Below are 23,717 nucleotides of genomic sequence, written 5' to 3' on the forward strand. Positions count from 1 at the left end.
TTCGTGTCCCTCATATTATGGATAGAGGCTATCCGATAGGTATATAAAAAAACACACCGTTATCTTGGATACGGTGTGTTCCTAAAAACCGCATCAGATTAATGGATAGTTCAACATAGCCATAAAAAAGCTATGACAGTCCTGCACCTATTAAATGCAGTCCCAGCTGCTATAGACAGAGACCTATAGCGCTTCGGCAAAATTCCCTTTCGGTTTGACCTCATAGAGCTTCTCTGGCTCTCTGTCAATCTACTATTGAATTTCGCGACCTCTACCTCATCACGCTGATGAGGACAATATTAAATTTAAGTAAATGCTTTTTTAGAATAAGGAATATCTATAATTTTGTCAATGATTTATAAAGATGTTTTAGATTCTAGCATTTGATAAATTTAAGTAATAATCCTGTATGCAATACAACGGTCTTTTTTATGACAGAAAACATAAAATTTTAAAGGTACTTGAATAAGTTTGAGAGGAGAGGCAGTCATGTGGAATCTACAAGGGTATCAAAATGGACCATTTAACCTATACAGTTACTATGTCGGCTATAATCCACCAACTTCAGTAAATCCATATCCTCGGTTTCCCATTATTCACAATCAAGCATTTTTAAGTCCTTTTACGTATGTGGTTGGTGATGTAACCATTCAAACTAATACCTTCATCGGACCATTTGTAAGTATCAGAGCTGATGAGGGAACTCCTTTTTATATTGGGAGCAATAGTAATCTTCAAGACGGCGTGATTCTACACGGCCTAAAAAATAAGTATTTTGAAAAGGACGATAAAAGGTATTCTATTTATATCGGGAACAGGGTTTCTGTTGCGCATGGTGCCCTGGTACATGGACCATGCCGAGTGGATGACGACGTATTTATCGGCTTTAAGGCAATCGTTTATAATGCTATTATTGGGAAGGGAAGCTTTATTTCCTCTGGAGCAGTGGTTACCAATGGAGTAGAGCTGAAACCAAACAGCTTTGTACCGCCTGGAGCTAACATTGATACCCAGGAAAAGGCGAATTCATTAGCAGCGGTCCCGAAAACAGAAGAGGAATTTGCAAAAGAGGTCCAGCGAGTGAATCAGGAATTTCCTGCGGCTTATTCATTGTATTTTGGAAAAAATAAATGTACATGCGGCTTAGCATGTTAATAGACGGAATATAATCCTGCAAATCTGTGCAGGATTAGTCGGATGTGTTCATTTCGATTCTGCTATTCTTTTAATGAGAGGAGGTCATTCATGGATTCGCTAAGAAGATTGAACGAAGCAATAGGATATATTGAAGAAAACATGCTGGGCGATATTGATTATAAAGCAGTGGCTAGACTCGCTTATTGCTCGGAATATCATTTTCAAAGAATGTTTTCTTATCTAGCTGGTGTATCACTGTCTGAGTATATACGACGGAGACGCCTTTCACTTGCAGCTTTTGAATTGATGAACAGTAAAGCAAGGATAGTGGACATAGCCATTAAATATGGATATAACTCACCAGACTCCTTTACAAGAGCTTTTCAGAACCTGCATGGAATTACACCCTCGGAAGCAAGAAACGGCGGTCAATCGTTGAAAGCCTTCCCAAGGATGACCTTCCAACTATCGATAAAAGGAGCTAGTGAAATGAACTACCGAATAGTGGAAAAAGGACACTTTAACCTAGTAGGAATTAAAAAGAGAGTTCCCATTATATTTAATGGTGTAAATCCGGAAATTGCTGCAATGTGGCAAAGTTTAGATATGACCAAAATTAACAGACTTATGCAGCTTTCTAATGTCGAGCCAATTGGGCTCCTTAGTGCGTCCACGAACTTTTCAGAATGGCGAATGGAGGAAAAAGGGGAGTTAGATCACTATATCGGAGTAGCAACAACGATGGAATGTCGTGATGATTTAACGAAACTGGAAGTACCTGCCTTGACTTGGGCAGTATTTGAAGCAGTCGGACCATTTCCTGATACGCTTCAGAATGTATGGGGTCGAATCTACTCAGAATGGTTTCCTTCGTCAAACTATCAACTTGCAGTTGGACCTGAAATGTTGTGGAACGAGCATAAAGACGTAACTTCTCCAGCTTTTCGCAGTGAAATTTGGGTGCCAGTTACCTCTAAAAAAGAATAGAGTTCTATTTTATCACTTGCACAATTGGACAAAGTTTTCTTTTTGAAAAGGAAGAATAATCAACTTATGGCCCTCAGTTACATAACTGAGGGTTTATTTTCATATTTAAACGTTCACAATATTGACATATATTTTCGCAATTTTCGAAATACATTTCGACAAGAATTGGATAATTTCTAGTTTTAATCTATTTCATAGGATGAATTTCATGCATTTAACAATGAATTTTGTAATATTACGTTAGAAATGGTCGACCTTTTTAATTTTTCAATCAACAATATATTTGATAAAATGAAAACACAATTACAATATATTAAAATTAGTGTTCATTAGATAAAAAAGTAGAAATGTGTAGAAGTATTTGGGGGCTCCAATCATAGTTAGGAGGGCTTTTTATGTATTTCAAAGTAAGGATTTGGAGAAGATTAACCAAAAAACAGAAGTTAAGATTACTTAGACAAAAAGCTCACATTAATTCAGCTAGTAAAGGTTTTATTGCATAAGTAGAATTTATGGATTGCAATTATGTCATTAGACTTGAATAATTAGCCATTAAACAAAACACCGTCCAATAGGGCGGTGTTTATTTTGTCCATCGAACTATTTATTAATTATTTTTTATTAAATAATGAGAGTACAAGATAAGAAACAACTAAAATGATAATATTAGATTTTTTATGATATTAAGTCGGCTTGACCGCTGATATTTAACATGTTACTATAAGGTCACATGAAATATATGTGACTTTTTGGTAACATGTTTTTTAAATCCTTGAAGAAAGGGTTTTAGTAATGGACGAAGAACTTTCAACGGTATTTAAAGCATTAGGTCACCCGATCCGAAGGCAGATTTTGGATATCCTTAAGCAGTCACCTAAAACCACGGGTGAATTAGACGAATACTTTCCGGATGTAACTAGATATGCCATCATGAAGCACTTAAGGATTTTAGAGGAAGGCAATTTGGTAGTGGTCAGGCGTGAAGGGAAGTATAAACGAAACTTTCTCAATGCGGTACCTCTGCAGGAAATGCACAACCGCTGGGTAGGGAAATATATGCAAACAACTGCCAGCTCTCTATTAAACCTACGGTCGACAGTAAGACAAAAAGGAGGAAAAGAAAAAATGAGTGAATTTCGTATTGAACAGGAGCTTTTTATTGACGCACCACGTGAAGAGGTGTTCAAAGCTTTAACGGAAAAAGTGGAGGATTGGTGGGAGTTTCGAATCGCTCCTAAAGGTGTAACCTCTCACTTTACTTTTGATCCTGTTCCAGGAGGACAATTTATTGAAACATGGGGTGAAAACGAGGGTGCCATTTGGGGCAATGTATACTATGTGAACGCCCCTGCAGAAATTCGCCTGTTCGGTCATCTTGGTATGCAAGGAGCAGTAAATAGTGCCTATACTTATCGTCTTCTTGAAAAAGAGAAGGGTACGGTACTGCAGCTTTCACATACAGCCTCTGGTGTCATCCAGGAACAATGGGAACAAGAGCACAAAAAAGGCTGGGATTACCTTCTCGGAAACTTACTTAAAAATTACGTAGAAAAGAAATAAGGTGGGATTCGATATGGTAGATGTCGTTACAGAAATAACCATAAATTGTCCTATTTCACAGGTCTCAGAATATGCAGCGAACCCTGACAATGCCCCTGAATGGTATATAAATATTGATTCTGCTGAATGGAGAACACCAAAACCGCTTACTTTAGGCTCACAAATTGCGTTTAATGCAAAATTTCTTGGCCGTGATCTTGCCTATGTGTATGAAATTGTAGAACTTATTCCTGAAAAGAAACTAGTGATGAGAACGTCCCAAGGACCTTTTCCAATGGAGACTATCTATACATGGCAAGCGATTAATGATAATCAAACACGAATGACTTTAAGAAATAAAGGAAATCCAACTGGCTTTTCAAAAATAATCTCGCCGTTTATGTCTTCTATGATGAAGAAAGCCAACATGAAAGATTTAAAAAAAATTAAAGAAATTCTAGAAAATAATCGTTAAACCTGCAAAACACACCGTTCAAAACATAAACGGTGTGTTTTCCATTTCAATTACCCAATTAATATTTTTTCTTCTGCGTATTTTACCTTAGCTTCTTTTTTAGGATTTAATAAAGCAAATGCCATGGTTAGTGGACCAAGTCTTCCTATGAACATCATAATGGTAATCAATATCCTTCCGAAAGGGGAGAGTTCTGGTGTGAAATTCGCTGACAATCCCACTGTCCCAAAGGCTGAAATGGTTTCGAATAAAAGCTTACTCATATCCGCTTTTTCAGTAAAAGTTAATAAAAAGAATATAAGAAAGATAAAAAATATGGCTGCCACAACAATCGATAGCGATTTATTTACCAATTCCCAAGGAATTCTTCTTTTAAAGAGGTTCACATTGTCCCGATTGGTCACGACTGCCCAAAAAGCTAAAGTAATAATGGCGAAGGTGGTTACTTTAATTCCACCACCAGTCGAACCTGAAGATGCACCTATAAACATCAGTGCCATCATAAAAACTAGAGAGGACAGGTTCATCTCTCCAATGTCAATCGTATTAAAACCAGCAGTCCTGGTTACGACTCCTTGAAAATAGGATGCCCAGAGCTTATCTTCAAACGAAAGGTTTGCAATCGTTGCTGAATTGCTATATTCCGAAAGCAAAATCATTAGAAATCCTATAATGTTTAAAAAGAGCGACATCAGTAACGCAATTTTTGAATGCAAAGATAGTTTGCGAAAAGATCTTTTAGCCCATATATCAAGGATAACAGTAAATCCAATACCTCCAGTAATGAAAAGAGAAGTGATGGCAAGGTTTACAGTAGGGTCACCAACCCATTTACTTAAATTATCAGGTTCAAGCCCAAATCCAGCATTATTGAATGCGGAAATCGAATGGAAGATTCCATAATAAATGGCTTTCCTCACTGGCATTTCAAATGACCAGCGGATTGCTAAGACAGTAGCTCCTATCAATTCCACAATAAATGTAATAAGAATGATTCGCTTAACTAAGGTGACAACACCTGCAATAGAAAACACATTTAAGGAATCTTGGAGCAGTAAGCGTTCCTTTAATCCAATTTTTTTCCCTAAGATAATGAACATAAATATTCCTGTGGTCATAAATCCCCATCCGCCAACCTGAATCAAGCTAAGGAGAACAATCTCTCCAAACAAAGTAAAGGTTGTTCCTGTATCGACAACAGCCAAACCGGTTACACAAACGGCTGAGGTTGCTTCAAATAAAGCATCAATAAAGTTTAGTCCACGACCTTCTTCATAAGTAGCAATTGGCAGCATAAAAAGAAAAGTCCCCAATAATATAAGTCCACCGAAGCCCAGAACCAAGATTTGGGCAGGGTGCATTGTAATTATATTTCCTTTTCTTTTATAGGTCTCCACGTTTTAATCTCCCTTGATAATCCATATTGAAATTCTGTTATTGGTAATAATACCAAATAGAGGCCAGTAAGTGATAGTGAAAATCTTACTTCTTTTTAGTTTTTAAAATATGAATGTCTTTATTTTGGCAGGTTGTAAAAAAACTTGGTAAGATATAATACGATGATTTGAAAAAGTGAAAAACGGGGGCAATAAAATGTACAGCTTTAAGAATGATTACAGCGAAGGGGCACATCCTAGGATACTAAATGCATTACTAGAAACCAACCTGGTACAGGATGAGGGGTACGGGGAGGATAGATACTCAAAAGAGGCAATGGAACTGATAAAGGAGAAAATCAGAAATCACGACGTAGATATTCACTTCATATCAGGTGGAACACAAACCAATCTTATCGCGATTTCAGCTTTCCTTAGACCGCATGAAGCGGCAATTGCGGTTAGCAGCGGACATATTCTTGGGCATGAAACTGGTGCCATTGAGGCAACCGGTCATAAAATACTATCAGTTGAGGGCAAAGATGGAAAGCTATCACCAGCAGATTTGCAGGGAGTTCTTGACGGTCATCCTGATGAACATATGGTAAAGCCGAAATTAGTTTACATATCGAATTCAACTGAAATTGGCTCCATCTATTCTAAAAGCGAACTTCAGGAGTTACATGACTTTTGTCAGCGTAATCAACTCATTTTGTACATGGATGGTGCAAGGCTTGGCTCTGCGTTGTGTTCGGAGGAAAATGACCTCGACTTGAGCGATCTCCCTAACCTAGTGGATGCTTTTTACATTGGCGGGACAAAAAATGGCGCTCTGATTGGTGAGGCATTAGTGATATGCCGTGATACTTTAAAGGAAGATTTTCGTTACCATATTAAGCAAAAAGGGGCGCTGCTTGCAAAAGGAAGATTGATGGGCATACAATTTCTTGAACTCTTTCGTGATAATTTGTTCTTTGATTTGTCCACACATGCGAATCAAATGGCAGGTAGGATTAGAGATGAGCTTGAAAAAGCTGAAATCAAGTTTTTGACCCACTCACCTTCCAATCAAATCTTTCCGATTCTGCCAAATGCAGTCATCACCGAGCTTCAAAGCAACTATGCTTTTCATGTCTGGGAGAAGGTAGATTCTGATTCATCTGCAATTCGTCTCGTAACATCGTGGGCAACAAAAGAGGAAGATGTACTTGGCTTTATTGAGGTATTGAAGAGAGTACTATTTTAGTAAAAAATAATCACTGCTTTTAATAGGTGGTGTTTTGTTTTTTTTGTTTGTACCTATATTAACTTATGAAAGGGGAATAGTTGAAGAAGCGTCAGTGTAAACTAACACCACATGAAATCGTGATGAGGTGGGTAGTCGATGACTTACCAAGAGGGCTTAAAACAAGTAGATAAAGCAACTAAAATGATCAATGAGGCAAACCAGTTAATTGTTGATACAGTTATGAATGCCTTTTTATTTACTTGGCAGTGGTGGACAGCATTTGCTATGATTGTTGCCCCTTGGATTATTTGGGGGATATTCCGAAATCGTGAAAGTACAGCTCGTTTATTTTCTGCAGGTTTATTGGTGATGGTATTATCAGAAATCCTTGATACGATTGGAGTTAGCTTCGGAAAGTGGGCTTATCCGGTAAAGGTAGTTCCCGTAGCTACAATAAATTTTTCATACAGACTTTCTGTTTTACCTGTGTTTGTAATGCTATTGTTGCAATATAAGCCTAACTTTAATCCATTTCTAAAAGCAGTTTTTTTTGGAGTTCTCGGTGCCTATGTGGGTATGCCTGCATTGGAAAAATTTGATTTATACAAGAAAATTGATTGGGCTTTTACATATTCATTCTTGATCCTAACCTCTTTCTATTTATTGGCACACTGGTTTAGCCGATTGAATTCCTTTGAAAAGTTAGAAAAAAAATAAGGTTGACTTTTAAGGATTTTTTATAAATTTGTTGAACAAGAGGATAATCTGGTGAAAATATTGCTGCCATGAAGGCAGCTTTCTTCTTGTTCTGTAATAAAGGATATTAAATTAAAGATGACAAAAACATTAGAAATGGAGGATAATGTCATGAATATTAATGATTTGAATAACCTGGTTTCAAAGCTTGGTCTTATACCACACCCTGAAGGCGGTTATTACAAAGAAACCTTTCAGTCAGAAGAACAGATTAGTGATAGCGAATTATCGGTTACCTTCGAGGGAAGACGTAAGCTTTATACCAGTATTTATTTCCTTTTAACCTCAGATGATGTGTCCCATTTTCACCGGCTTAAATCAGATGAGCTTTGGTATTATCACGGTGGAAGTTCTTTAAGTATTCATGTTATTGAAAAAAGTGGCGAATATAAGGAAATAAAGTTAGGGATGAATCTTGACGCAGGTGAAGTACCCCAAGTCTTAGTGAAGAAAAATTCGATATTTGGGTCTTCGGTTTCGGAGAAGGATACTTGTTCACTAGTGGGATGTATGGTTTCCCCTGGTTTTGAATTTCAAGACTTTGAAATGTTTACACAGGAAGAACTAATGAAAGTTTACCCGCAACACAAGGAAATCATTATGAAATTAGCTTATCAACAGCTGCCAAGTTCGTTGAAATAGGTATAGAAGAGTATTTGCGCAGGTTATGATGAATAATTAAGGTTTATTACATAAAGGTACAAATTGGAATCAAGATGACGATTCTAAACATGAACTCACGCATGCAACATCCTCCTCATAAATTGATCCTTGTTACACTCATTATAGGAGACAATTGTTAAGACACAGTTGGTGAATTGTAAATTTTATGTCAATTCTCAACCCTACAAAGAGTGTTTACAAATACTAGCAGGATATCCCATAGAATCCTTTTCTTAATGAAGTAAATAATAACGTTAGATTATTTTAGAAAATGGGTGAGAATGTAAAATGGGTGAAAAAGCTAGTAAGAGTAAACGAAAGGGATTATCGGCGTGGCAGCTAACGATGATGGCGTTAGGCAGTGTTATTGGAGGTTCTTTTTTCCTTGGATCTTCGGTAGCAATTAACGCAGCTGGTCCTTCTATTTTACTATCGTATGTTATAGCCGGCGGACTTGTTTATCTTATTTTATATGCCTTATCTGAGATGACCATAGGTGCACCTACAGTAGGTTCCTTTAGTACATTTGCCGCAAGGGAACTTGGACAAGGTACAGGATTTGTGGTGGGCTGGCTTTATTGGACGGGAACTGTTCTATCGATGTCGAGTGAGGCAACAGCGATTTCATTATTAGTTCGTGAATGGGTCCCCAATGTATCAATCGCTTTGTTAGGTGGGTCCATTATTGTAGCTGTCACTCTGCTTAATTTATTAGGTGCAGATAAAATAGGGAAGCTTGCCAGCGGGTTATCTGCGGTTAAAATATTTGCGATTATCTTTTTTATTCTTACGGCAATTGTATTGATTGCAGGTTTAATGCCTGGAACCCCTGCGATTGGTGCAGGAGAATTGGCAAGGGAACCAATCATGCCGGGTGGGGTACAGGGCATTGCCGGAAGTATGCTGCTAGTTGTTTTTGCGTATGCAGGCTTTGAAATAATAGGATTAGCGGCAACTGAGGCCGATAATCCAACTGAGACGATCCCGAGAGCGATTCGCTATACCGTCTTTTCACTGGTCGGATTATATATCCTTTATGCGGCAGTGCTTCTGCCACTTATTCCTACAGCTGAACTAAGTGAAAACGTCAGTCCCATGGTTGCTTCACTAAATCGATGGGGGATTGGCTGGGCCGGTACAGCTCTTAATTTGGTATTGATTTCAGCCATTCTCTCAGCGATGCTGGCATGTATTTTCGGATTAGGAAGGATGATCCGCTCCCTTTCTGATGAAGGTCATGCACCCCATTGGCTGAAGGACAAGAGAGATGTTCCCTACAAAGGTATTATATTTTCCGGTCTTTCCATGCTGATTGGATTATTTTTCGGTCTATTATTTCCGAGAGCCTATCTTGTATTAATTACATCAGGAGGATTCGCTCTAATCTTTACCTATGCCGTAATCATGGCGAGTCATATCCGCTTCCGTAATAGAGAAGGGTGTCCGCCGGGCGGGATTTGTCAAATGCCAGGGTTTCCTCTTACATCTTGGATTGCCTTAATAAGCTTAATCATTGTTCTACTATGTATGCCATTTATTCCGGGTCAGACAGCTGGGCTCATAACTGGAAGTAGTATGGTAGTCATTTACTCGCTCATTTATTTTGTCATGAGCTACATGCGACGTACTAGAGGAAATGAAACAACTAAAAGAGAAACGTCACCGGAGTTCCATCCAAACTACGCCACAGAGTTAGCACAGGAAATAGCTGAAAGAGTTGACGAAAGAAACAATGATAAATAAACTAAAAGAGGTTTCTTTTCTTTTAAAAAAATCAGAAAACTTAAGGGTGAAAGCATCGATCATGAAACAAAAAGAACCTCTTTTAGCATTTGAATTTGCAAATTCAAACGGAAATATAAAACCATTTACGTTTCAACATCCGGTCAGAGTGATTGCCGCACATAAAGTGGAGGATATCCTGCCGAGCTTTCAGCTTGTCCAGGAAGCTGTGGAAAATGGGTATTATGCTGCAGGATTTTTATCATACGAAAGTGCTCCCGCATTTGATCCAGCCTATAACGTTAAAAGCGGGGGTTCTTTGCCTTTGCTCTGGTTTGGTATATTCTCAACACCTAAGGAAAAACAAATAAGCAGTCATGGAGATTTTTCCGTGGCTAAATGGAAACCGTCTATTACGATGGAGGAGTATAATCAAGCAATCTCCTCTATTAAAAAATCAATACAGTACGGGAATACATACCAAACCAATTATACCATCCGTCTCCATTCACAATTTAGCGGTGACAGTCTTGCATACTATAATAGGCTAAAAAAAGCACAAAGCTCTAATTATTGCGCTTACATACATACGGGTGAACATAGTATTATATCTGCTTCGCCGGAGTTGTTTTTTCACTTGGATAATGGAAAAATTACGACTAGGCCAATGAAAGGGACGGTTAAAAGAGGGGCGTCATTTGAAGAGGATGAAAGAAACGCAAACTGGCTGCTTCAATCTGAGAAAAATCGTGCAGAAAACCTTATGATTGTTGATTTGCTCCGAAATGACCTCGGAATGGTTGCTGAATCAGGAAGTGTTGAGGTTGAGAAATTGTTTGAAATTGAACAATACCCGACGGTTCATCAAATGACCTCCACCATTTCTGCAAAGATAACAGAAAACACGACCCTTTTAGATATCTTTAAAGCACTTTTTCCATGTGGGTCCATTACAGGTGCACCAAAGGTTAGCACGATGAATATCATTGCAGACTTAGAAAATGAACCACGTGATGTTTACTGCGGTGCTATTGGCTATATTACACCAGATAAAGAAGCGATTTTTAATGTACCTATTAGAACAGTGCTGATTGACCATTCAACTGGAAGCGCCGTGTATGGTGTTGGCGGAGGAGTTACATGGGATTCCACATCAGAAGGGGAATACAATGAAATTCTTGCAAAAGCAAAGCTGTTAGAGGAAAAACCATCGGAATACCAGTTGTTAGAAAGTTTGCTGCTGGACAATGGGGATTATTTTTTGCTTGAAGAGCACCTTAAACGCCTAGAGAATTCAGCCCGGTATTTTGGGTATCCTATCGAAGTTGAAAGGATAAAAGGATTCTTAAACGAGTATAGAGATAAACAACATAACGGGATGATCAAGATTCGATTATTATTGGCTAAAGATGGAGAGTTAATGATCGAAGGTCAACCTATCACCCAACAGGATGCAGTGTTAAAAGTGGTCATAGCAGATGAGCCAGTCGATAAAACCAATCCATTTCTGTACCATAAAACCACCAATCGCGAAATCTACGAAAAGTTTCAAAAACAGAAGCCAGCAGAAGCTTTTGATGTCCTGCTTTGGAATCAAGACGGAGAAATAACCGAATTTACAAATGGCAACGTTGCCCTGGAAATTGACGGTGTACGATGGACTCCGCCCGTAAACAGCGGTTTACTAGCTGGGACTTTTCGTGACAGTTTACAACAAAATGGAGAAATACACGAAAAAGTACTCACACACTCTGATTTAAAAAAAGCAACAAGAGTCTGGTTTATAAATAGTGTCCGAAAATGGAAAGAGGTTGACCTAGTATAAAAGTAAAAAGCAATGTAATCACCTTCCCACAGGAAAGGTGATTTTTATTGTTTAAAAAAGTAGAAATCAAAAAAGATTTTGCATTACATATAAAATAAACACTCCTAAAAGTTAAGAATATCTTAAGGATTCTATGAAACTTTTCTTAAGTTTTGATTTGTATAGTAACTACATAGAAGTTTTCTTGAGGAATTACTGAGGAGGCTAATTATGGTAGAAAAAAGGATGTACCTTCTTTTAACGAATACGGGTTCATTTTTAACAAAATGTATAAAGCTATATACAAAAAAACCATACAATCATGCATCCATAGCCTTTGATAGCCAGTTATCAGAAGTATATAGCTTTGGGAGAAAAACTGTCCGAAACCCTTTTATTGGGGGCTTTGTTAAGGAAAATGTGAAGGCAGGTTTATTTAAACATGCAGACTGTGTCATTTATTCTATTACCGTATCTGAGGGCCAAATTCAAAAGATGAACCAGGTTTTAAAAGAATTCGTATTACAAAAGAAGGATTATCGATATAATTTTTTAGGATTATTTGGCGTTATGTTTAATAAACCGATAAAAAGAAAAAATGCCTTCTTCTGCTCTCAATTTGTTGCTTTTCTCCTTAAGGAATCTAACATCATCGATTTTGATAAGCCGCTCTCACTTATTACACCTCATGATTTGCAAAATACATCCAGATTTCAATTCGTCTATGAAGGAAAGCTAAAAGATTATATTAGTGAAGATAAAGCTGAATTTCCTTTCCATTTTGTATCAGTTTGAAAATTTAACTTGTGAAAAGAAATTCTGATTAGTGAGATTGAACAACTTTTTGTTTTTTGCAGGTTTATACAAGTTTAGTGTGGAATAGTAGTATTGAAATTTTAAAAATCTAAGAAAAAAATGGAGGTATACATATGTCAATTTATGCTTTCCAGGCTGAGCTTTCAAATGGTGATAATATTAGTTTAGAAAACTTTAATGGAAAAGTATTGCTCATTGTTAACACTGCAAGTAAATGTGGATTAACCCCGCAATATGAGAGTTTGGAAAAATTATTTAGGACCCATAAAGATCAGGGATTCTCTGTTTTAGCCTTTCCTTGTAATCAATTTGGCGGGCAGGAACCTGGTACGGATGAGCAAATCCAAGCATTCTGCTCCGTCAACTATGATGTAAGTTTCCCTATGTTTAAAAAAATAGATGTAAACGGGGAGCATGCACTTCCGCTCTATCAGTATTTACGTGAGCAGGCACCAGAGGATAGTAACGTAGATACTGACAGTAGATTATACCAGCATCTCCGTAACAATTTTCCACAGATTCTAGAGAGTGCTGATATTAAATGGAACTTTACTAAGTTTTTAATTGATCAAAATGGAAATGTTGTTAAACGCTATTTTCCAAGCACCCTGCCTGAAGAGATAGAAAATGAAATTGAGAAGTTATTAAAATAATTCTTAAACCGAAAGGGCCGTATTGGTCCTTTTTTTGCACCTATGAGAAAACCTGTGACACAATATTGAAACAGATGGTTATATTGAAGAATGATAAAATATAATAATCTAGAGAATAAAAGAGGTAAGTCAGATATGAACAAAACAGAGGTCATTGCACGTCGAATACTTGGATGGAAATTAAATCGGTATGACAGATGGTATGATGCAGAAAAAGAGGAATTTATTTATGATTTTGAGCCGGTGGAAAACCTTGAACACGCACTTTTAATTGTTCAGCGATTAAAAAGTTTCGGCTATACATATTCAGCAGCAGGCGAACATGAGGTTTGTTTTAATGATGTTTGCGCGAGTGGTAAAAGCCTAGCACAAGCCATAACCAATGCAGCGTTTTTACTCGCCGACAATAGTACAATAGATGAGGGATGGTTATAGAAAAATAATATGTAAAGGATTCGATTAAAAAGAGCACCTCGAGAAAATGGAGGTGCTCTATTGCATTATCCTTTTATTGCATCATGTTTGAAACCGTTCTGGGTGGCATAGATTTCATACCATTCGTATTGGGGAGATTTAAACCATTCATACTTTGGCATATACACTAGGTATCTAGTATTGCCATCCGCATCAAGGATCGATTTGAAGATCGTTACATTTCCAAATCCAAACGTCTTGTCTAAATATCCTTCCATTCCATCTCTGACGATATTCTTTTTGTCTTCCTTCTCTTGCTTATGTAACTCCAGTACTCCATCAATAAACATACTTAACACGACCAAAGTAATAAGGATTACTACGAAAATAAATAACTTTAACAATACAAAGCCTCCTTTAATTTTTGATTCAGTATTATTTTACATTCGTGGGAAAGTGGAAGATGTGATAAAAATAACAGGGGGTAAAGGATTTCGCTATTAAATTTTGTTACTTAATACAAACTTTTGTTTTAGTGGACTTTTTTGACCCTGTCCATTATGGTTTCTTATCCATATATAAAGGGTGAATGGATAGGGAACTTAAAGGATGGGCTGTGATGGTCCAAAAATCTTGAAAAAGTTCCTTTTTCAAAAAAGGGAGGGTACTTTATGTTGAAAATATCTCACGCTGCAGGACATGCACTTGTCACTCCAGGAAAACAGTCACCCGATGGATATAAAGAATGGCAGGTTACCAATGAGATTGTGAAGCTTGTCATGATGGAACTTGAAAACTATGAAGGAGTAAGTCAAAAACGGATTGATGATCCTACTGGGAGTAGTGATCTTCCGCTAAACAAACGCTGTGAATTAATAAATACATGGGGAGCTAATGTTCATATCGATTACCACCTCAATGCGTATGGAGCTGGTTGGAATCATGCGGGCGGAACTGAAACGTACACGTACAAGACGAAGCCAATAGAGGCGGCCGAACTAGCCGAAAAGATACAAGTCAATTTAGTGAAAGAATTAGGGTTTAGGAACCGCGGCGTAAAAACAGCTAATTTTCAGATAGTAAGGGATACCAACATAACGGCAATATTAATCGAATTCGCCTTTATGACGAACCATAATGAAGCTATGAAAATGAGGACAACGGAGTACCAGAAAAAAGCAGCGATAGCAGTGGTGGAGGGGCTTACTGCTCAGTATAAGCTAGTAAAGAAATCAGTTGAAACTCCATTAGCTAATGTAATTTATCGCGTCCAAGTAGGGGCATTTGCAGATATCAATAATGCAAAGGTCTTGGTCGAAGAGTTGAAAGCAAAAGGATATCCAGCGATACTCATTAAGTGAATTATTTAGGATTTAGAAAAAGGAGGTTTGGACCTTTTCATTTCCAGTCTATCATTTTGAGAAAATAATTTTATTAGTCATACTTGAGAATATTTTACATCTCTTATAAAGAGGTGTTTTTTTAATGAAAAAAAAGTTCATTTGGTCTATTATTGTGTTTGTGTTTTTGATTGCATTTTATGATGTGATGTTTCGAACAAAAACCGTCACAAATGTAGGTGAGGATAAGAATTGGTTGATAAAAATAAACGCTTCAATAGTCGAATTGAATAGCAGCTATCGCCTCGAAGTTCAATATAAAGGGAACGAAAATATTGAACTTGTTAATTTTAATATTCATCCTCATTATGAAACTGGTTTGCCAACATTAGATGAAAATGGCTATTACTTATATGAATGTGAAGATGATTGTAATTATCATGATAAAGACTCTAAACTTCTGTTATTTATTATTTGGATGGAAAAGAACCATTCAGTAGAAAATATGGATTTTATAGAATTGAAGAAAAAGAAGTAGTTTGGGAAAAAATAGGTCTAACAGTCTATTAATTTGTTATATCTTTATATGTAATTGCATATGATTACTGTACGAGCTATGATTATTCATAGAAAAGAAGTTTTGTATAGGAGGGAATTTGAATGGATTTTATGAGCAGAGTAGCACCAGAATTAAAAGAAATACTTACAGTTTTCCCGCCGCTTAGTCTTCCTGAGGGTTTGGAGGCAGCAAGACAAGCACCAGCTATTTCAATTGAAAAACTTGAAAGCGTTAACATTACTACACGCAGCATAGCTGGCGGTGACGGCCAGGATATGAAGGTTAAAATTTATGAACCGACACCTCGGAATGGAACAAAGCTTCCAGCTCTATTGTTTATCCATGGAGGAGGTTACGTATTAGGAGACGCAGATGGTTCGGACGGAGACTGCCAAGAGTTTGCACAGGAAGCTCAGTGTGTTGTCGTTTCCGTGGATTACCGTCTTGCACCTGAACATCCATTTCCGGCACCACTCGAAGATTGTTATGCTGCATTGGTATGGATGACGAAGGCAGCTGATGAGTTGAATATCGATGTGTCGCGTGTCGCTGTTGCGGGTCAAAGTGCAGGAGGAGGCTTGACTGCCGCGTTAAGTTTGTTAGCCCGTGATCGAAAGGGACCAGCTATCTCTTTCCAAATGCCGTTGTACCCAATGATTGATGACCGTAATGTAACACCTTCCAGCTACGAAATTACGGATGAACGTGCAATCTGGAACCGTGGAAATAATCTAGCAGGCTGGAGAATGTATTTGGGCGAACATGCAAACGGAGAAATTTCACCATATGCAGCACCTGCCCGTGCAAAAAATCTGTCTAACCTGCCGCCAACCTATACTTGTGTAGGTCAGTTAGATCCTTTCCGTGATGAAACGATAGAATATGTAGCAAAATTGGCGCAAGCAGGAGTTCCAGTGGAATTCCACCTGTATCCAGGTGCTTACCATGGTTTTGAACTATTAAATCCAACTTCCGAAATAGGGAAGAAAGCAAAAAATCAATATGTTCAAGCATTGAAAAAAGCGTTACAGCCACAGCATGAATCAATAAGTATTTAAAATAAATCTAGTGCAATGGATGAGTTTTGGTCCATTGCGCTTTTTATTTTACAGTCTACTTATAAAAGATTAGAATAAATGAATGAGTCTTCAGTATATTTTTTTTACATAGGGAGGATCCTTAAGTGCTTGTTGATACCAAAGAATTCACGATAAATGGTTTACGGTATATTATCAGGTCAGCAATGGAGAAGGATGCGAAAAGCTTGTCTGAAGTCCGAGTGCAGATTGATGGTGAAACAGAGAATTTGGATAGGGAACCAGGCGAGGCATACATAGATGAATCAGGTTTTAAACAGGTTATTAAAGAGGATACAGAACGGGCTAAAAACTTATTTTTGGTAGCTGAAGTAAATGGTAAAATAGTAGGTTTTTGCCGATGTGTGGGGAATCAATTAAAACGCTCCTCACATAAAGTAGAATTTGGGGTCTGTGTGTTAAACGACTACTGGGGTTACGGCATAGGAAAAAGCTTTTTAGAAGAATCGATTCAGTGGGCAGATACTAGTGGTATACAGAAAATCAGCTTGAATGTTCTAGAGACCAATGATAAAGCCATTAAGCTTTATCAAAAATATGGCTTCGAAGTGGAAGGTACGTTAAGAGATGATAAATTGCTTTCAGACGGAAATTTTTATAATACCATTTTAATGGGAAGGTTGAATCAGTCGTGATCTATAGTGGTTTGGTTGGTCGGGAATTTTACCCAAGGCCATATGGTATAAGTTGTAAAAAAGGGCGATGCTGAAATGGGCATCGCTTTTTTACAGGATTACTTTTAACTTGGGTCATTTTCATCTAATGTTAAAACCGTAACATTCGTTGATTCTCCGTTCTCGATTTCTTCCTGGGTAGCCTCTTGATTTAAGATATCCTCTGTATTAACTCCTTCTGCAAGAGTGGGTTCCCCTTTTGATTTGTTATCTTTTTTCATAGTAGTCACCTCTATCGATTTATTTGTGTTAGAAATAACACTAGAATTATTGTTTGCAAAAAGTAAAAAGACATTCTTCAAAGTGGTTCCGATATGGTGAAATTGGATCAAAGTTTTAACAAATAAAAGCTGTTAATCCCATTTCGACTGCTTTTTTGACACCAAGTTTTGTATGTATCAATGAAGGAATTTTGTAACAAAAAGAGAATTTATTATCTTCATAGTGTATAGAAAGTTTTAGGAGGATTTTATGAAATTTGTTTTGATATTTGGTCCACAGGCTGTTGGAAAAATGACGGTGGGTCAAGAACTAGCGAAAATAACTGGTTTAAAACTTTTTCATAATCATATGACGATTGAATTGGTTACGCCAATTTTTGACTTCGGTACGAAGGAAGGACAAAGATTAGTAAGCTTGTTTCGGCAGGAAATATTCGAGGCCGTAGCAAAGAGTGATTTGGAAGGATTAATTTTCACCTATGTCTGGGCCTTTGATCATCCTTCAGATTGGGAATATGTAGACAAAGTCTGCCAGATATTCCAGTCAAGAGGAGGCAACGTTTATTTCGTCGAACTTGAAGCAGATTTGAATGAAAGACTACAGCGAAATAAAAGTCCACACCGCCTTCTTCATAAACCGACCAAAAGGAATATTGAATGGTCAGAAAATAACCTAAAGAAGTCGATGGAAAAATACCGGTTTAATTCTCTCGAGGGTGAAATTACAAGACGAGATTATATCAGAATTAATAATACAAATATGAGTCCGGAAGAAGTAGCGAAAGTCATAAAAGATAAATTTCAATTATAAATATATTTATATTTGATTTCCAGAAGAGGAGACCATCATGAAGACAAATTTTTTGAAATTAACGGAACCTACCCAATCGCTTGTTGACGTATTTAACCAATGGGAAAACAATCCCGATTTAATCCCGTTAACCCGCCCTAACCAAGACAAGGTAGCATTGGAACGACGTGACACCTTGACACTGGAAGAATTAAAACAAAGACTGGAACACCATCACACGTACCTGATTTATCTGGATGACCAGTTGGTCGGTGAAATGAACTATATGGTTGACCCCGAGCACCTTTATAAGAATGAAGCAGGAACTGCATGGATTGGCATTACCATTGGAGAATCTGCAGGTAGGGGGAAAGGGATTGGGTATCAGGCGATTCAATTTCTAGAAGAAGAAATAAAGAAGGCTGGATTAACCCGTGTGGAATTGGGTGTGTTTGAATTTAACACCCAGGCTCGAAAGCTGTATGAAAAGCTAGGATACAAAGAGATTGGACGTATCGAAAATTTCACTTACTGGGCTGATAAAATGTGGTTTGATATCCGAATGGAAAAGTATTTATTAAAGGATGTATGAATTATGACCAACATAAAAACACTAGACACTCCAACCTTGCTGTTAGACCATCAAAAACTGTTAAAGAATATAAGTGACATTGCTGATTTTGCAAATGAACAGGGTGTTTCTTATCGCCCGCATATCAAAACACATAAATCTGTGAGAATAGCCCAGCTCCAAGTGGAAGCGGGAGCAGTTGGAATAACAACGGCTAAAATTAGTGAAGCAGAAGTAATGGCGGCCGGAGGAATTAAGGATATATTAATTGCCTATCCCATTTCAAATCCAGACAAGATTAATAGATTGATACAGCTATTAAAAAAAGGGGTTCGCCTGAAAGTTGCCGTAGACAATCCTGAATCATTGGGTTATCTACAAAGAGGACTAGAACATACACCATTTACACTAGAAGTATGGATAAAAGTCAATTCTGGTCTCAATCGGTGTGGAGTGGAACCAGGGAAGGAAGCTCTTCTTTTAGCAAAGGCAATAATGACTCATTCCAAGCTTAAACTCGGTGGGATTTTTACACATGCTGGACATTCGTATGCAGCAAAAACATACGAAGAAATTGAAAGCATAGGCTTACAGGAAGGATTAGCAGTGGTTGAAAGTGCAAATGCATGTGAACAAGCAGGCATTCCGATATCAGTTCGAAGTGTTGGTTCTACACCAACATTCAAGATTGCAGGAAAAGTACCCGGCGTAACAGAAATCAGACCTGGTAATGCGGTGTTTTTTGACGCCATTCAAGTTGGTCTAGGTGTAACAAACTTTGAGAATTGTGCGGTCACTATACTAGCATCGGTTGTTGGTGTCTATAAAGATCGGATTATTTTCGATACCGGCAGCAAGTCTTTATGTTTAGACAAAGGTGCACATGGTAATCAGACTGTTAGCGGGTTCGGCGAGATTATCGGGCATCCTGAAGTACTGATTGAACGTTTATCCGAAGAGCACGGAATTGGAGTTTTTGTACAAGAAACGCATTTAAAGTTAAATGATAAAGTCCAAATCATTCCGAACCATGCCTGTACTGTCGTCAATCAGTTCGAAGAATATGTGTTTCATGAGAATGGACAGGTAATTGACGTTTGGAAAGTCGACGCAAGAGGAATGGTTAAATAATTTTCTTTGGCGTTTAAAGCAATGGATCTACAAGGACTGTAAAGATAATAATATAACCGTTGGAGAAATCGTAAATATTCCTGACGGAAGAGTGTTTAACTTTGCAGATAATGAAGAAAATTACTTTGCTGTAACAGAAATAAAGTAAGAAACCTTAGTACCGCCATCAAAATTTGGCGGTGTTTATTTTTTTCGGAAGCCAAATTTGATAGATACAACCTTGTTAGATATTATAAGGGAAGGAGCCATATGAAATTTGCTTAGTTCCTACGAGTTAAGCGTATTTGAGGGGAGACCAACACTGATAATGGAATATTTACTTATTATTTTGGGCGTGCTAGCTATTGGAATCATTCTATTTATTACCATACACCCGACGTTTGGAGGCAGCCCTAGTAAACAGGATATTGAACGGTATCTAAATTTTAACCATTATAAAAATGGGAAATTTGTCAATCAAAGTCCTACGGACATGAAGATGGATGTATCTACCATTCTTTCATTAATGAAAGACTCCTTAACAGGAAAAAAGAATCGGAGTCCACAAAACCCTATTCCGATTTCTATTGATTGGAACAAAATCGATAATGTCGAAGACAGCCTGACGTGGTTTGGGCATTCAACGATGATGCTTACATTAGACAAAAAGAAAATTCTGATTGATCCCATGTTTGGACCTTCTCCTTCACCGGTCTCATTTGTTGGCACCAAGCGTTACAGCGAGGATCTATTATATGTGATTGAGAAATTACCACAAATCGATGTTGTGTTAATCACACATGACCATTATGATCATTTGGACTATCCATCTATTATTAGGTTAAAAGATAAAGTGGGTCATTTTTTCGTCCCTCTGGGTGTAGCTGCACATTTAATGAAGTGGGGCGTAAAAGAAGAACGAATAACAGAATGTAATTGGTGGGAGGAGAAACAGTGGGATGGATTGACAATAGCTTCTGTTCCATCACAGCATTTTTCCGGCAGGGGATTGTTCAATCGTAATAGTACCTTATGGAACGGCTGGGTCATTCTTGGAGAAAACCTTAGAATTTATACGAGTGGGGATGGCGGATATGGACCGCATTTTAAGCAAATCGGTGAAAAATATGGTCCCTTTGACCTCACGTTGATGGAAGGCGGCCAATATGATAAACGTTGGTCTCAAATCCATATGCAGCCAGAGGAATCCGTTCAAGCTCATCTTGATGTAAAAGGTAAGAACATGATGCTGATTCACTGGGGTGCTTTTACATTGGCGTATCATAGCTGGACAGATCCAGTAGAAAGAGCAATAGGTGCCGCTAAACATAAAAAAGTAAATTTGATTGCACCCAATATAGGAGAAACGGTTATCTTAAATGGAATTTTCCCCGAACTTAATTCTTGGTGGAAAGTGCTCAGCACGAAAAACACTCTTGAATTAGAATCATCAACGCCACAGTAACTGTCAATAATTCAATGTCAACCAAATTGACATCCAATATTGGATTTTGTATAGTAAGGGGTGTAGATTATGATTGGAGTGAATCAGTTGATCCCAACCTCTGAATTACAAAAATTAGATTTGATTGACTTATTGAGCGAACGTCATTCGTTAGTACGAAAAATCTCAGAGAAAGCCTGGAACAATCAAAGTGAGATTCATATTTCTAATTCTGAATGGTATATCATGGCTAGAATTTATAAAAAGAAGCCTACTATATCGTATATCACAAAAAATGTAGAAATTTCTCGTCAAGCAATTCATAAATTCATCAATAAACTTGCTGAAAAGGGATTAGTCGAAATCGATAATGTTGAAAACAACAAGAAGGAAAAGTGTATCCAGTTAACAGCTTTCGGTGAAGAATGCTATGAAAAAAACGAGGCGCTTAAAGCTAAACTTGAGAATAAAATCGCCGGAAAAATAGGTACAGAGAATGTAAAAATTCTTAAAGATTTATTAAAATTAGATTGGGATATAAATCAATGAAATCAAAACCCTCGCTTTGTTCGCACAAGGCGGGGGTTTTGATATTATTTTACATATACCATGAGCGGAATATACAACAAGGCACCTCATATTATACATATACTATTCCTATATTTATCGTCAACTTAGTTGATAATAACTCAGGGAAAATATTTTGTCAACTAGGTTGACGTTGAGGAAAATTTTTTGATATAGTTAACTGGTTCGTTCGTAAGTGGGGGTGTACAACGGGGATTGGATAATGGCTGATCATTGAAATTACGACAATCATTTCAGCACTATAGATTAATATAAAAGGAGATTTATATGAGTACACAAATCAAAGTTAAGAATCCTAAGACAATGGCATTTATTTTAATGTTAGGCGCTTTTGCCGGGTTATTTGGTGAAACGGCATTAAACATGGCATTATCAAATATTATGGAACAATTTTCAGTCACAGCAGCAACCGCACAGTGGCTTACAACAGGATATTTATTAGTATTAGCGATTTTAGTTCCGATTTCAGCACTATTAATGAAATGGTTTACGACAAGACAACTAGTAATTGGAGGACTTGTTATTTCAATGCTAGGGGCAATATTAGCAGCGTTAAACTTCAGTTTTAGCGTTTTGCTGCTTGGCCGTGTCGTACAAGCAGTCGGAACCGGTCTAATATTACCGGTCATGCTTAGTGTAATGCTGCTTATTTTCCCCATTCAGAAACGTGGAGTGGTAATGGGGCTTATGGGTCTTGTTATTACACTAGCTCCAGCCTTAGGACCAACACTTTCAGGTGTTATTATTAGTACGTTAAGCTGGCCATATATTTTCTGGTTTAGCGCTATTGCCTATGTGTTATTGATCCTCGTTGCAGTAGCTAAAATCGAAAATGTTTCAGAAATTACGAAACCTAAAATCGATGTTTCGTCCATTCTTTTATCAACAATCGGATTTGGTGGATTAATTTTTGCCTTGAGTACAATGGCTGAAGTAGCTATTACATCACCTAAAGTATGGGTACCTTTACTAGTAGGTATAATCGCACTTCTGTCTTTTGGTCTTCGTCAAAATAAAATGGCTCAACCCATGGTAAATTTACGAGTCTTTAGATACCCAATGTTCACATTAGGAACATTAACGATGTTCCTTGGTATTTTAATCATTTTATCCACGGGTATTTTACTGCCACTTTATTTAAAAGGTGCTTTATTATTTAGTGCTGCGATGGCTGGTTTATTATTACTGCCTGGAAATGCAGTTAACTTCATTTTGTCACCGATTGTAGGGGCGCTTTTCGATAAAGTTGGAGCGCGTAGTTTCACTATTGCTGGCTTTATCTTAGTTTTAATTGGGAATATCGTTTTTCTTACCACTATCTCAAGTCAAACACCAGCATGGCAAGTAGTCGTAGCGTTTATGATTTTATTCTTTGGCTTAACGATGGTGATGATGCCAGCCCAAACAAATGCAATGAATCAATTACCACGTGAATTATATGGTGATGGATCAGCAGCAATGAACACATTAAATCAAGTTGCTGGGGCAGCTGGTACTGCGATTGCAATCACGGTATTTACAAGTGGACAAAACAGTTATGTAATGGACTTTCCGAATGCCACTCAGCCTGAAGTTTTAGCTGCTGGAGTGAAATATGCATTCTACTTTATTACAGGGATTTCTGTAGTTGGATTAATAGTTTCATTCTTTGTAAAAAAACCTAGTGCAGTAACAGAAAAGTCACCAGCTATGGTGCAAACAGCAGAACCTGTCCGCAGGTAGTAGCAAATTCCCAAAATCTATGAAAATATCA

Annotated in this window: 25 protein-coding genes, 1 pseudogene and 1 riboswitch; of the genes and pseudogenes, 23 read left to right on the forward strand and 3 right to left on the reverse strand. The window is 37.6% G+C overall.

Annotated features, from left to right (window positions below):
- Positions 1-98: 98 nt before the first annotated feature.
- Positions 99-282: riboswitch (Lysine riboswitch) on the reverse strand.
- Positions 283-489: 207 nt separating this feature from the next.
- The 4 genes from F4694_RS17695 (at position 490) to F4694_RS17710 (ending at position 4,138) form a co-directional block, all read left to right on the forward strand.
- Positions 490-1,155 carry an LbetaH domain-containing protein gene (locus F4694_RS17695; protein WP_179600335.1) on the forward strand — a complete coding sequence of 222 codons (666 nt, stop codon included), beginning with the start codon at positions 490-492 and terminating at the stop codon, positions 1,153-1,155.
- Between the two features lie 90 nt (positions 1,156-1,245).
- Positions 1,246-2,124, forward strand: coding sequence for an AraC family transcriptional regulator (locus F4694_RS17700; protein WP_179600337.1), 879 nt, complete (start codon positions 1,246-1,248; stop codon positions 2,122-2,124).
- 792 nt (positions 2,125-2,916) lie between these two features.
- Positions 2,917-3,684, forward strand: a complete 768-nt coding sequence (locus F4694_RS17705; protein ID WP_179600339.1) for an SRPBCC domain-containing protein — start codon at positions 2,917-2,919, stop codon at positions 3,682-3,684.
- A 13-nt stretch (positions 3,685-3,697) separates the two neighbouring features.
- Positions 3,698-4,138, forward strand: coding sequence for an SRPBCC family protein (locus F4694_RS17710; RefSeq protein ID WP_179600341.1), 441 nt, complete (start codon positions 3,698-3,700; stop codon positions 4,136-4,138).
- Between the two features lie 50 nt (positions 4,139-4,188).
- Here the strand turns inward: F4694_RS17710 and F4694_RS17715 are convergent, their stop codons facing one another.
- Positions 4,189-5,499 carry a TrkH family potassium uptake protein gene (locus tag F4694_RS17715; protein WP_179600489.1) on the reverse strand — a complete coding sequence of 437 codons (1,311 nt, stop codon included), beginning with the start codon at positions 5,497-5,499 and terminating at the stop codon, positions 4,189-4,191.
- Between the two features lie 232 nt (positions 5,500-5,731).
- Here F4694_RS17715 and F4694_RS17720 point away from each other — a divergent pair, with 232 nt between their 5' ends.
- The 8 genes from F4694_RS17720 (at position 5,732) to F4694_RS17755 (ending at position 13,591) form a co-directional block, all read left to right on the forward strand.
- Positions 5,732-6,760 carry a threonine aldolase family protein gene (locus F4694_RS17720; RefSeq protein ID WP_179600343.1) on the forward strand — a complete coding sequence of 343 codons (1,029 nt, stop codon included), beginning with the start codon at positions 5,732-5,734 and terminating at the stop codon, positions 6,758-6,760.
- 138 nt (positions 6,761-6,898) lie between these two features.
- The gene (locus F4694_RS17725; protein ID WP_179600345.1) at positions 6,899-7,459 is read left to right on the forward strand and encodes a CBO0543 family protein; all 561 of its coding nucleotides are present in this window, start codon (positions 6,899-6,901) and stop codon (positions 7,457-7,459) included.
- Between the two features lie 150 nt (positions 7,460-7,609).
- A complete protein-coding gene (locus F4694_RS17730; RefSeq protein ID WP_179600347.1) occupies positions 7,610-8,140 on the forward strand; it encodes a cupin domain-containing protein in 531 nt (176 codons plus the stop codon).
- A 309-nt stretch (positions 8,141-8,449) separates the two neighbouring features.
- Positions 8,450-9,904, forward strand: coding sequence for an amino acid permease (locus F4694_RS17735; RefSeq protein ID WP_179600349.1), 1,455 nt, complete (start codon positions 8,450-8,452; stop codon positions 9,902-9,904).
- A gap of 61 nt (positions 9,905-9,965) precedes the next feature.
- Positions 9,966-11,708: an aminodeoxychorismate synthase component I gene (gene pabB / locus F4694_RS17740; RefSeq protein WP_179600351.1), complete on the forward strand. Its 1,743-nt coding sequence runs from the start codon at positions 9,966-9,968 to the stop codon at positions 11,706-11,708.
- Positions 11,709-11,918: 210 nt separating this feature from the next.
- Positions 11,919-12,482: a hypothetical protein gene (locus tag F4694_RS17745; RefSeq protein WP_218895714.1), complete on the forward strand. Its 564-nt coding sequence runs from the start codon at positions 11,919-11,921 to the stop codon at positions 12,480-12,482.
- Positions 12,483-12,616: 134 nt separating this feature from the next.
- Complete coding sequence (locus F4694_RS17750) at positions 12,617-13,156, forward strand: glutathione peroxidase (protein ID WP_179600353.1); 540 nt, start codon at positions 12,617-12,619, stop codon at positions 13,154-13,156.
- Positions 13,157-13,291: 135 nt separating this feature from the next.
- The gene (locus F4694_RS17755) at positions 13,292-13,591 is read left to right on the forward strand and encodes a BC1872 family protein (protein WP_179600355.1); all 300 of its coding nucleotides are present in this window, start codon (positions 13,292-13,294) and stop codon (positions 13,589-13,591) included.
- Between the two features lie 65 nt (positions 13,592-13,656).
- Here F4694_RS17755 and F4694_RS17760 read toward each other — a convergent pair whose 3' ends face one another.
- The gene (locus F4694_RS17760; RefSeq protein ID WP_179600357.1) at positions 13,657-13,974 is read right to left on the reverse strand and encodes a hypothetical protein; all 318 of its coding nucleotides are present in this window, start codon (positions 13,972-13,974) and stop codon (positions 13,657-13,659) included.
- Between the two features lie 267 nt (positions 13,975-14,241).
- Between F4694_RS17760 and F4694_RS17765 the strand changes: the two genes are divergently transcribed.
- From F4694_RS17765 to F4694_RS17780, 4 genes are all read left to right on the forward strand, one after another.
- A complete protein-coding gene (locus F4694_RS17765; protein WP_179600359.1) occupies positions 14,242-14,931 on the forward strand; it encodes an N-acetylmuramoyl-L-alanine amidase in 690 nt (229 codons plus the stop codon).
- A gap of 124 nt (positions 14,932-15,055) precedes the next feature.
- On the forward strand, positions 15,056-15,448 hold the full coding sequence (locus F4694_RS17770; RefSeq protein WP_179600361.1) for a hypothetical protein: 393 nt from the start codon (positions 15,056-15,058) through the stop codon (positions 15,446-15,448).
- A 122-nt stretch (positions 15,449-15,570) separates the two neighbouring features.
- Positions 15,571-16,527, forward strand: a complete 957-nt coding sequence (locus F4694_RS17775) for an alpha/beta hydrolase (protein WP_179600363.1) — start codon at positions 15,571-15,573, stop codon at positions 16,525-16,527.
- A gap of 125 nt (positions 16,528-16,652) precedes the next feature.
- Positions 16,653-17,201, forward strand: coding sequence for a GNAT family N-acetyltransferase (locus F4694_RS17780; protein ID WP_179600366.1), 549 nt, complete (start codon positions 16,653-16,655; stop codon positions 17,199-17,201).
- A gap of 104 nt (positions 17,202-17,305) precedes the next feature.
- On the opposite strand, the gene F4694_RS17785 is transcribed toward F4694_RS17780, so the two are convergent.
- Positions 17,306-17,461 (reverse strand): hypothetical protein, encoded by a 156-nt coding sequence (locus F4694_RS17785; RefSeq protein ID WP_179600368.1) that lies wholly within the window; start codon positions 17,459-17,461, stop codon positions 17,306-17,308.
- A 250-nt stretch (positions 17,462-17,711) separates the two neighbouring features.
- Here F4694_RS17785 and F4694_RS17790 point away from each other — a divergent pair, with 250 nt between their 5' ends.
- The 7 genes and pseudogenes from F4694_RS17790 (at position 17,712) to F4694_RS17820 (ending at position 23,686) form a co-directional block, all read left to right on the forward strand.
- Positions 17,712-18,272 (forward strand): AAA family ATPase, encoded by a 561-nt coding sequence (locus F4694_RS17790; RefSeq protein ID WP_179600370.1) that lies wholly within the window; start codon positions 17,712-17,714, stop codon positions 18,270-18,272.
- A 37-nt stretch (positions 18,273-18,309) separates the two neighbouring features.
- Positions 18,310-18,843, forward strand: a complete 534-nt coding sequence (locus tag F4694_RS17795; RefSeq protein WP_179600372.1) for a GNAT family N-acetyltransferase — start codon at positions 18,310-18,312, stop codon at positions 18,841-18,843.
- A gap of 3 nt (positions 18,844-18,846) precedes the next feature.
- On the forward strand, positions 18,847-19,953 hold the full coding sequence (locus tag F4694_RS17800; RefSeq protein ID WP_179600373.1) for a D-TA family PLP-dependent enzyme: 1,107 nt from the start codon (positions 18,847-18,849) through the stop codon (positions 19,951-19,953).
- Between the two features lie 25 nt (positions 19,954-19,978).
- Positions 19,979-20,101: pseudogene (locus F4694_RS17805) on the forward strand (VOC family protein); the annotation flags it as partial.
- Positions 20,102-20,260: 159 nt separating this feature from the next.
- A complete protein-coding gene (locus F4694_RS17810) occupies positions 20,261-21,397 on the forward strand; it encodes an MBL fold metallo-hydrolase (protein ID WP_179600375.1) in 1,137 nt (378 codons plus the stop codon).
- Positions 21,398-21,466: 69 nt separating this feature from the next.
- Positions 21,467-21,925, forward strand: a complete 459-nt coding sequence (locus tag F4694_RS17815) for a MarR family winged helix-turn-helix transcriptional regulator (protein WP_179600377.1) — start codon at positions 21,467-21,469, stop codon at positions 21,923-21,925.
- 306 nt (positions 21,926-22,231) lie between these two features.
- Positions 22,232-23,686 carry a DHA2 family efflux MFS transporter permease subunit gene (locus F4694_RS17820; RefSeq protein ID WP_179600379.1) on the forward strand — a complete coding sequence of 485 codons (1,455 nt, stop codon included), beginning with the start codon at positions 22,232-22,234 and terminating at the stop codon, positions 23,684-23,686.
- Positions 23,687-23,717: the final 31 nt, after the last annotated feature.

Origin of the sequence: Neobacillus driksii, assembly GCF_013409995.1 — a bacterium.
Classification (GTDB): Bacteria; Bacillota; Bacilli; order Bacillales; family Cytobacillaceae; genus Neobacillus; species Neobacillus driksii.

Bases quoted from the DNA above. Each gene is read 5' to 3' on its own strand.
- F4694_RS17695 (WP_179600335.1), top strand. From the start codon at position 490: ATGTGGAATCTACAAGGGTATCAAAATGGACCATTTAACCTATACAGT.
- F4694_RS17700 (WP_179600337.1), top strand. From the start codon at position 1,246: ATGGATTCGCTAAGAAGATTGAACGAAGCAATAGGATATATTGAAGAA.
- F4694_RS17705 (WP_179600339.1), top strand. From the start codon at position 2,917: ATGGACGAAGAACTTTCAACGGTATTTAAAGCATTAGGTCACCCGATC.
- F4694_RS17710 (WP_179600341.1), top strand. From the start codon at position 3,698: ATGGTAGATGTCGTTACAGAAATAACCATAAATTGTCCTATTTCACAG.
- F4694_RS17715 (WP_179600489.1), bottom strand. From the start codon at position 5,499: ATGCACCCTGCCCAAATCTTGGTTCTGGGCTTCGGTGGACTTATATTA.
- F4694_RS17720 (WP_179600343.1), top strand. From the start codon at position 5,732: ATGTACAGCTTTAAGAATGATTACAGCGAAGGGGCACATCCTAGGATA.
- F4694_RS17725 (WP_179600345.1), top strand. From the start codon at position 6,899: ATGACTTACCAAGAGGGCTTAAAACAAGTAGATAAAGCAACTAAAATG.
- F4694_RS17730 (WP_179600347.1), top strand. From the start codon at position 7,610: ATGAATATTAATGATTTGAATAACCTGGTTTCAAAGCTTGGTCTTATA.
- F4694_RS17735 (WP_179600349.1), top strand. From the start codon at position 8,450: ATGGGTGAAAAAGCTAGTAAGAGTAAACGAAAGGGATTATCGGCGTGG.
- pabB (WP_179600351.1), top strand. From the start codon at position 9,966: ATGAAACAAAAAGAACCTCTTTTAGCATTTGAATTTGCAAATTCAAAC.
- F4694_RS17745 (WP_218895714.1), top strand. From the start codon at position 11,919: ATGGTAGAAAAAAGGATGTACCTTCTTTTAACGAATACGGGTTCATTT.
- F4694_RS17750 (WP_179600353.1), top strand. From the start codon at position 12,617: ATGTCAATTTATGCTTTCCAGGCTGAGCTTTCAAATGGTGATAATATT.
- F4694_RS17755 (WP_179600355.1), top strand. From the start codon at position 13,292: ATGAACAAAACAGAGGTCATTGCACGTCGAATACTTGGATGGAAATTA.
- F4694_RS17765 (WP_179600359.1), top strand. From the start codon at position 14,242: ATGTTGAAAATATCTCACGCTGCAGGACATGCACTTGTCACTCCAGGA.
- F4694_RS17770 (WP_179600361.1), top strand. From the start codon at position 15,056: ATGAAAAAAAAGTTCATTTGGTCTATTATTGTGTTTGTGTTTTTGATT.
- F4694_RS17775 (WP_179600363.1), top strand. From the start codon at position 15,571: ATGGATTTTATGAGCAGAGTAGCACCAGAATTAAAAGAAATACTTACA.
- F4694_RS17785 (WP_179600368.1), bottom strand. From the start codon at position 17,461: ATGAAAAAAGATAACAAATCAAAAGGGGAACCCACTCTTGCAGAAGGA.
- F4694_RS17790 (WP_179600370.1), top strand. From the start codon at position 17,712: ATGAAATTTGTTTTGATATTTGGTCCACAGGCTGTTGGAAAAATGACG.
- F4694_RS17795 (WP_179600372.1), top strand. From the start codon at position 18,310: ATGAAGACAAATTTTTTGAAATTAACGGAACCTACCCAATCGCTTGTT.
- F4694_RS17800 (WP_179600373.1), top strand. From the start codon at position 18,847: ATGACCAACATAAAAACACTAGACACTCCAACCTTGCTGTTAGACCAT.
- F4694_RS17810 (WP_179600375.1), top strand. From the start codon at position 20,261: ATGGAATATTTACTTATTATTTTGGGCGTGCTAGCTATTGGAATCATT.
- F4694_RS17815 (WP_179600377.1), top strand. From the start codon at position 21,467: ATGATTGGAGTGAATCAGTTGATCCCAACCTCTGAATTACAAAAATTA.
- F4694_RS17820 (WP_179600379.1), top strand. From the start codon at position 22,232: ATGAGTACACAAATCAAAGTTAAGAATCCTAAGACAATGGCATTTATT.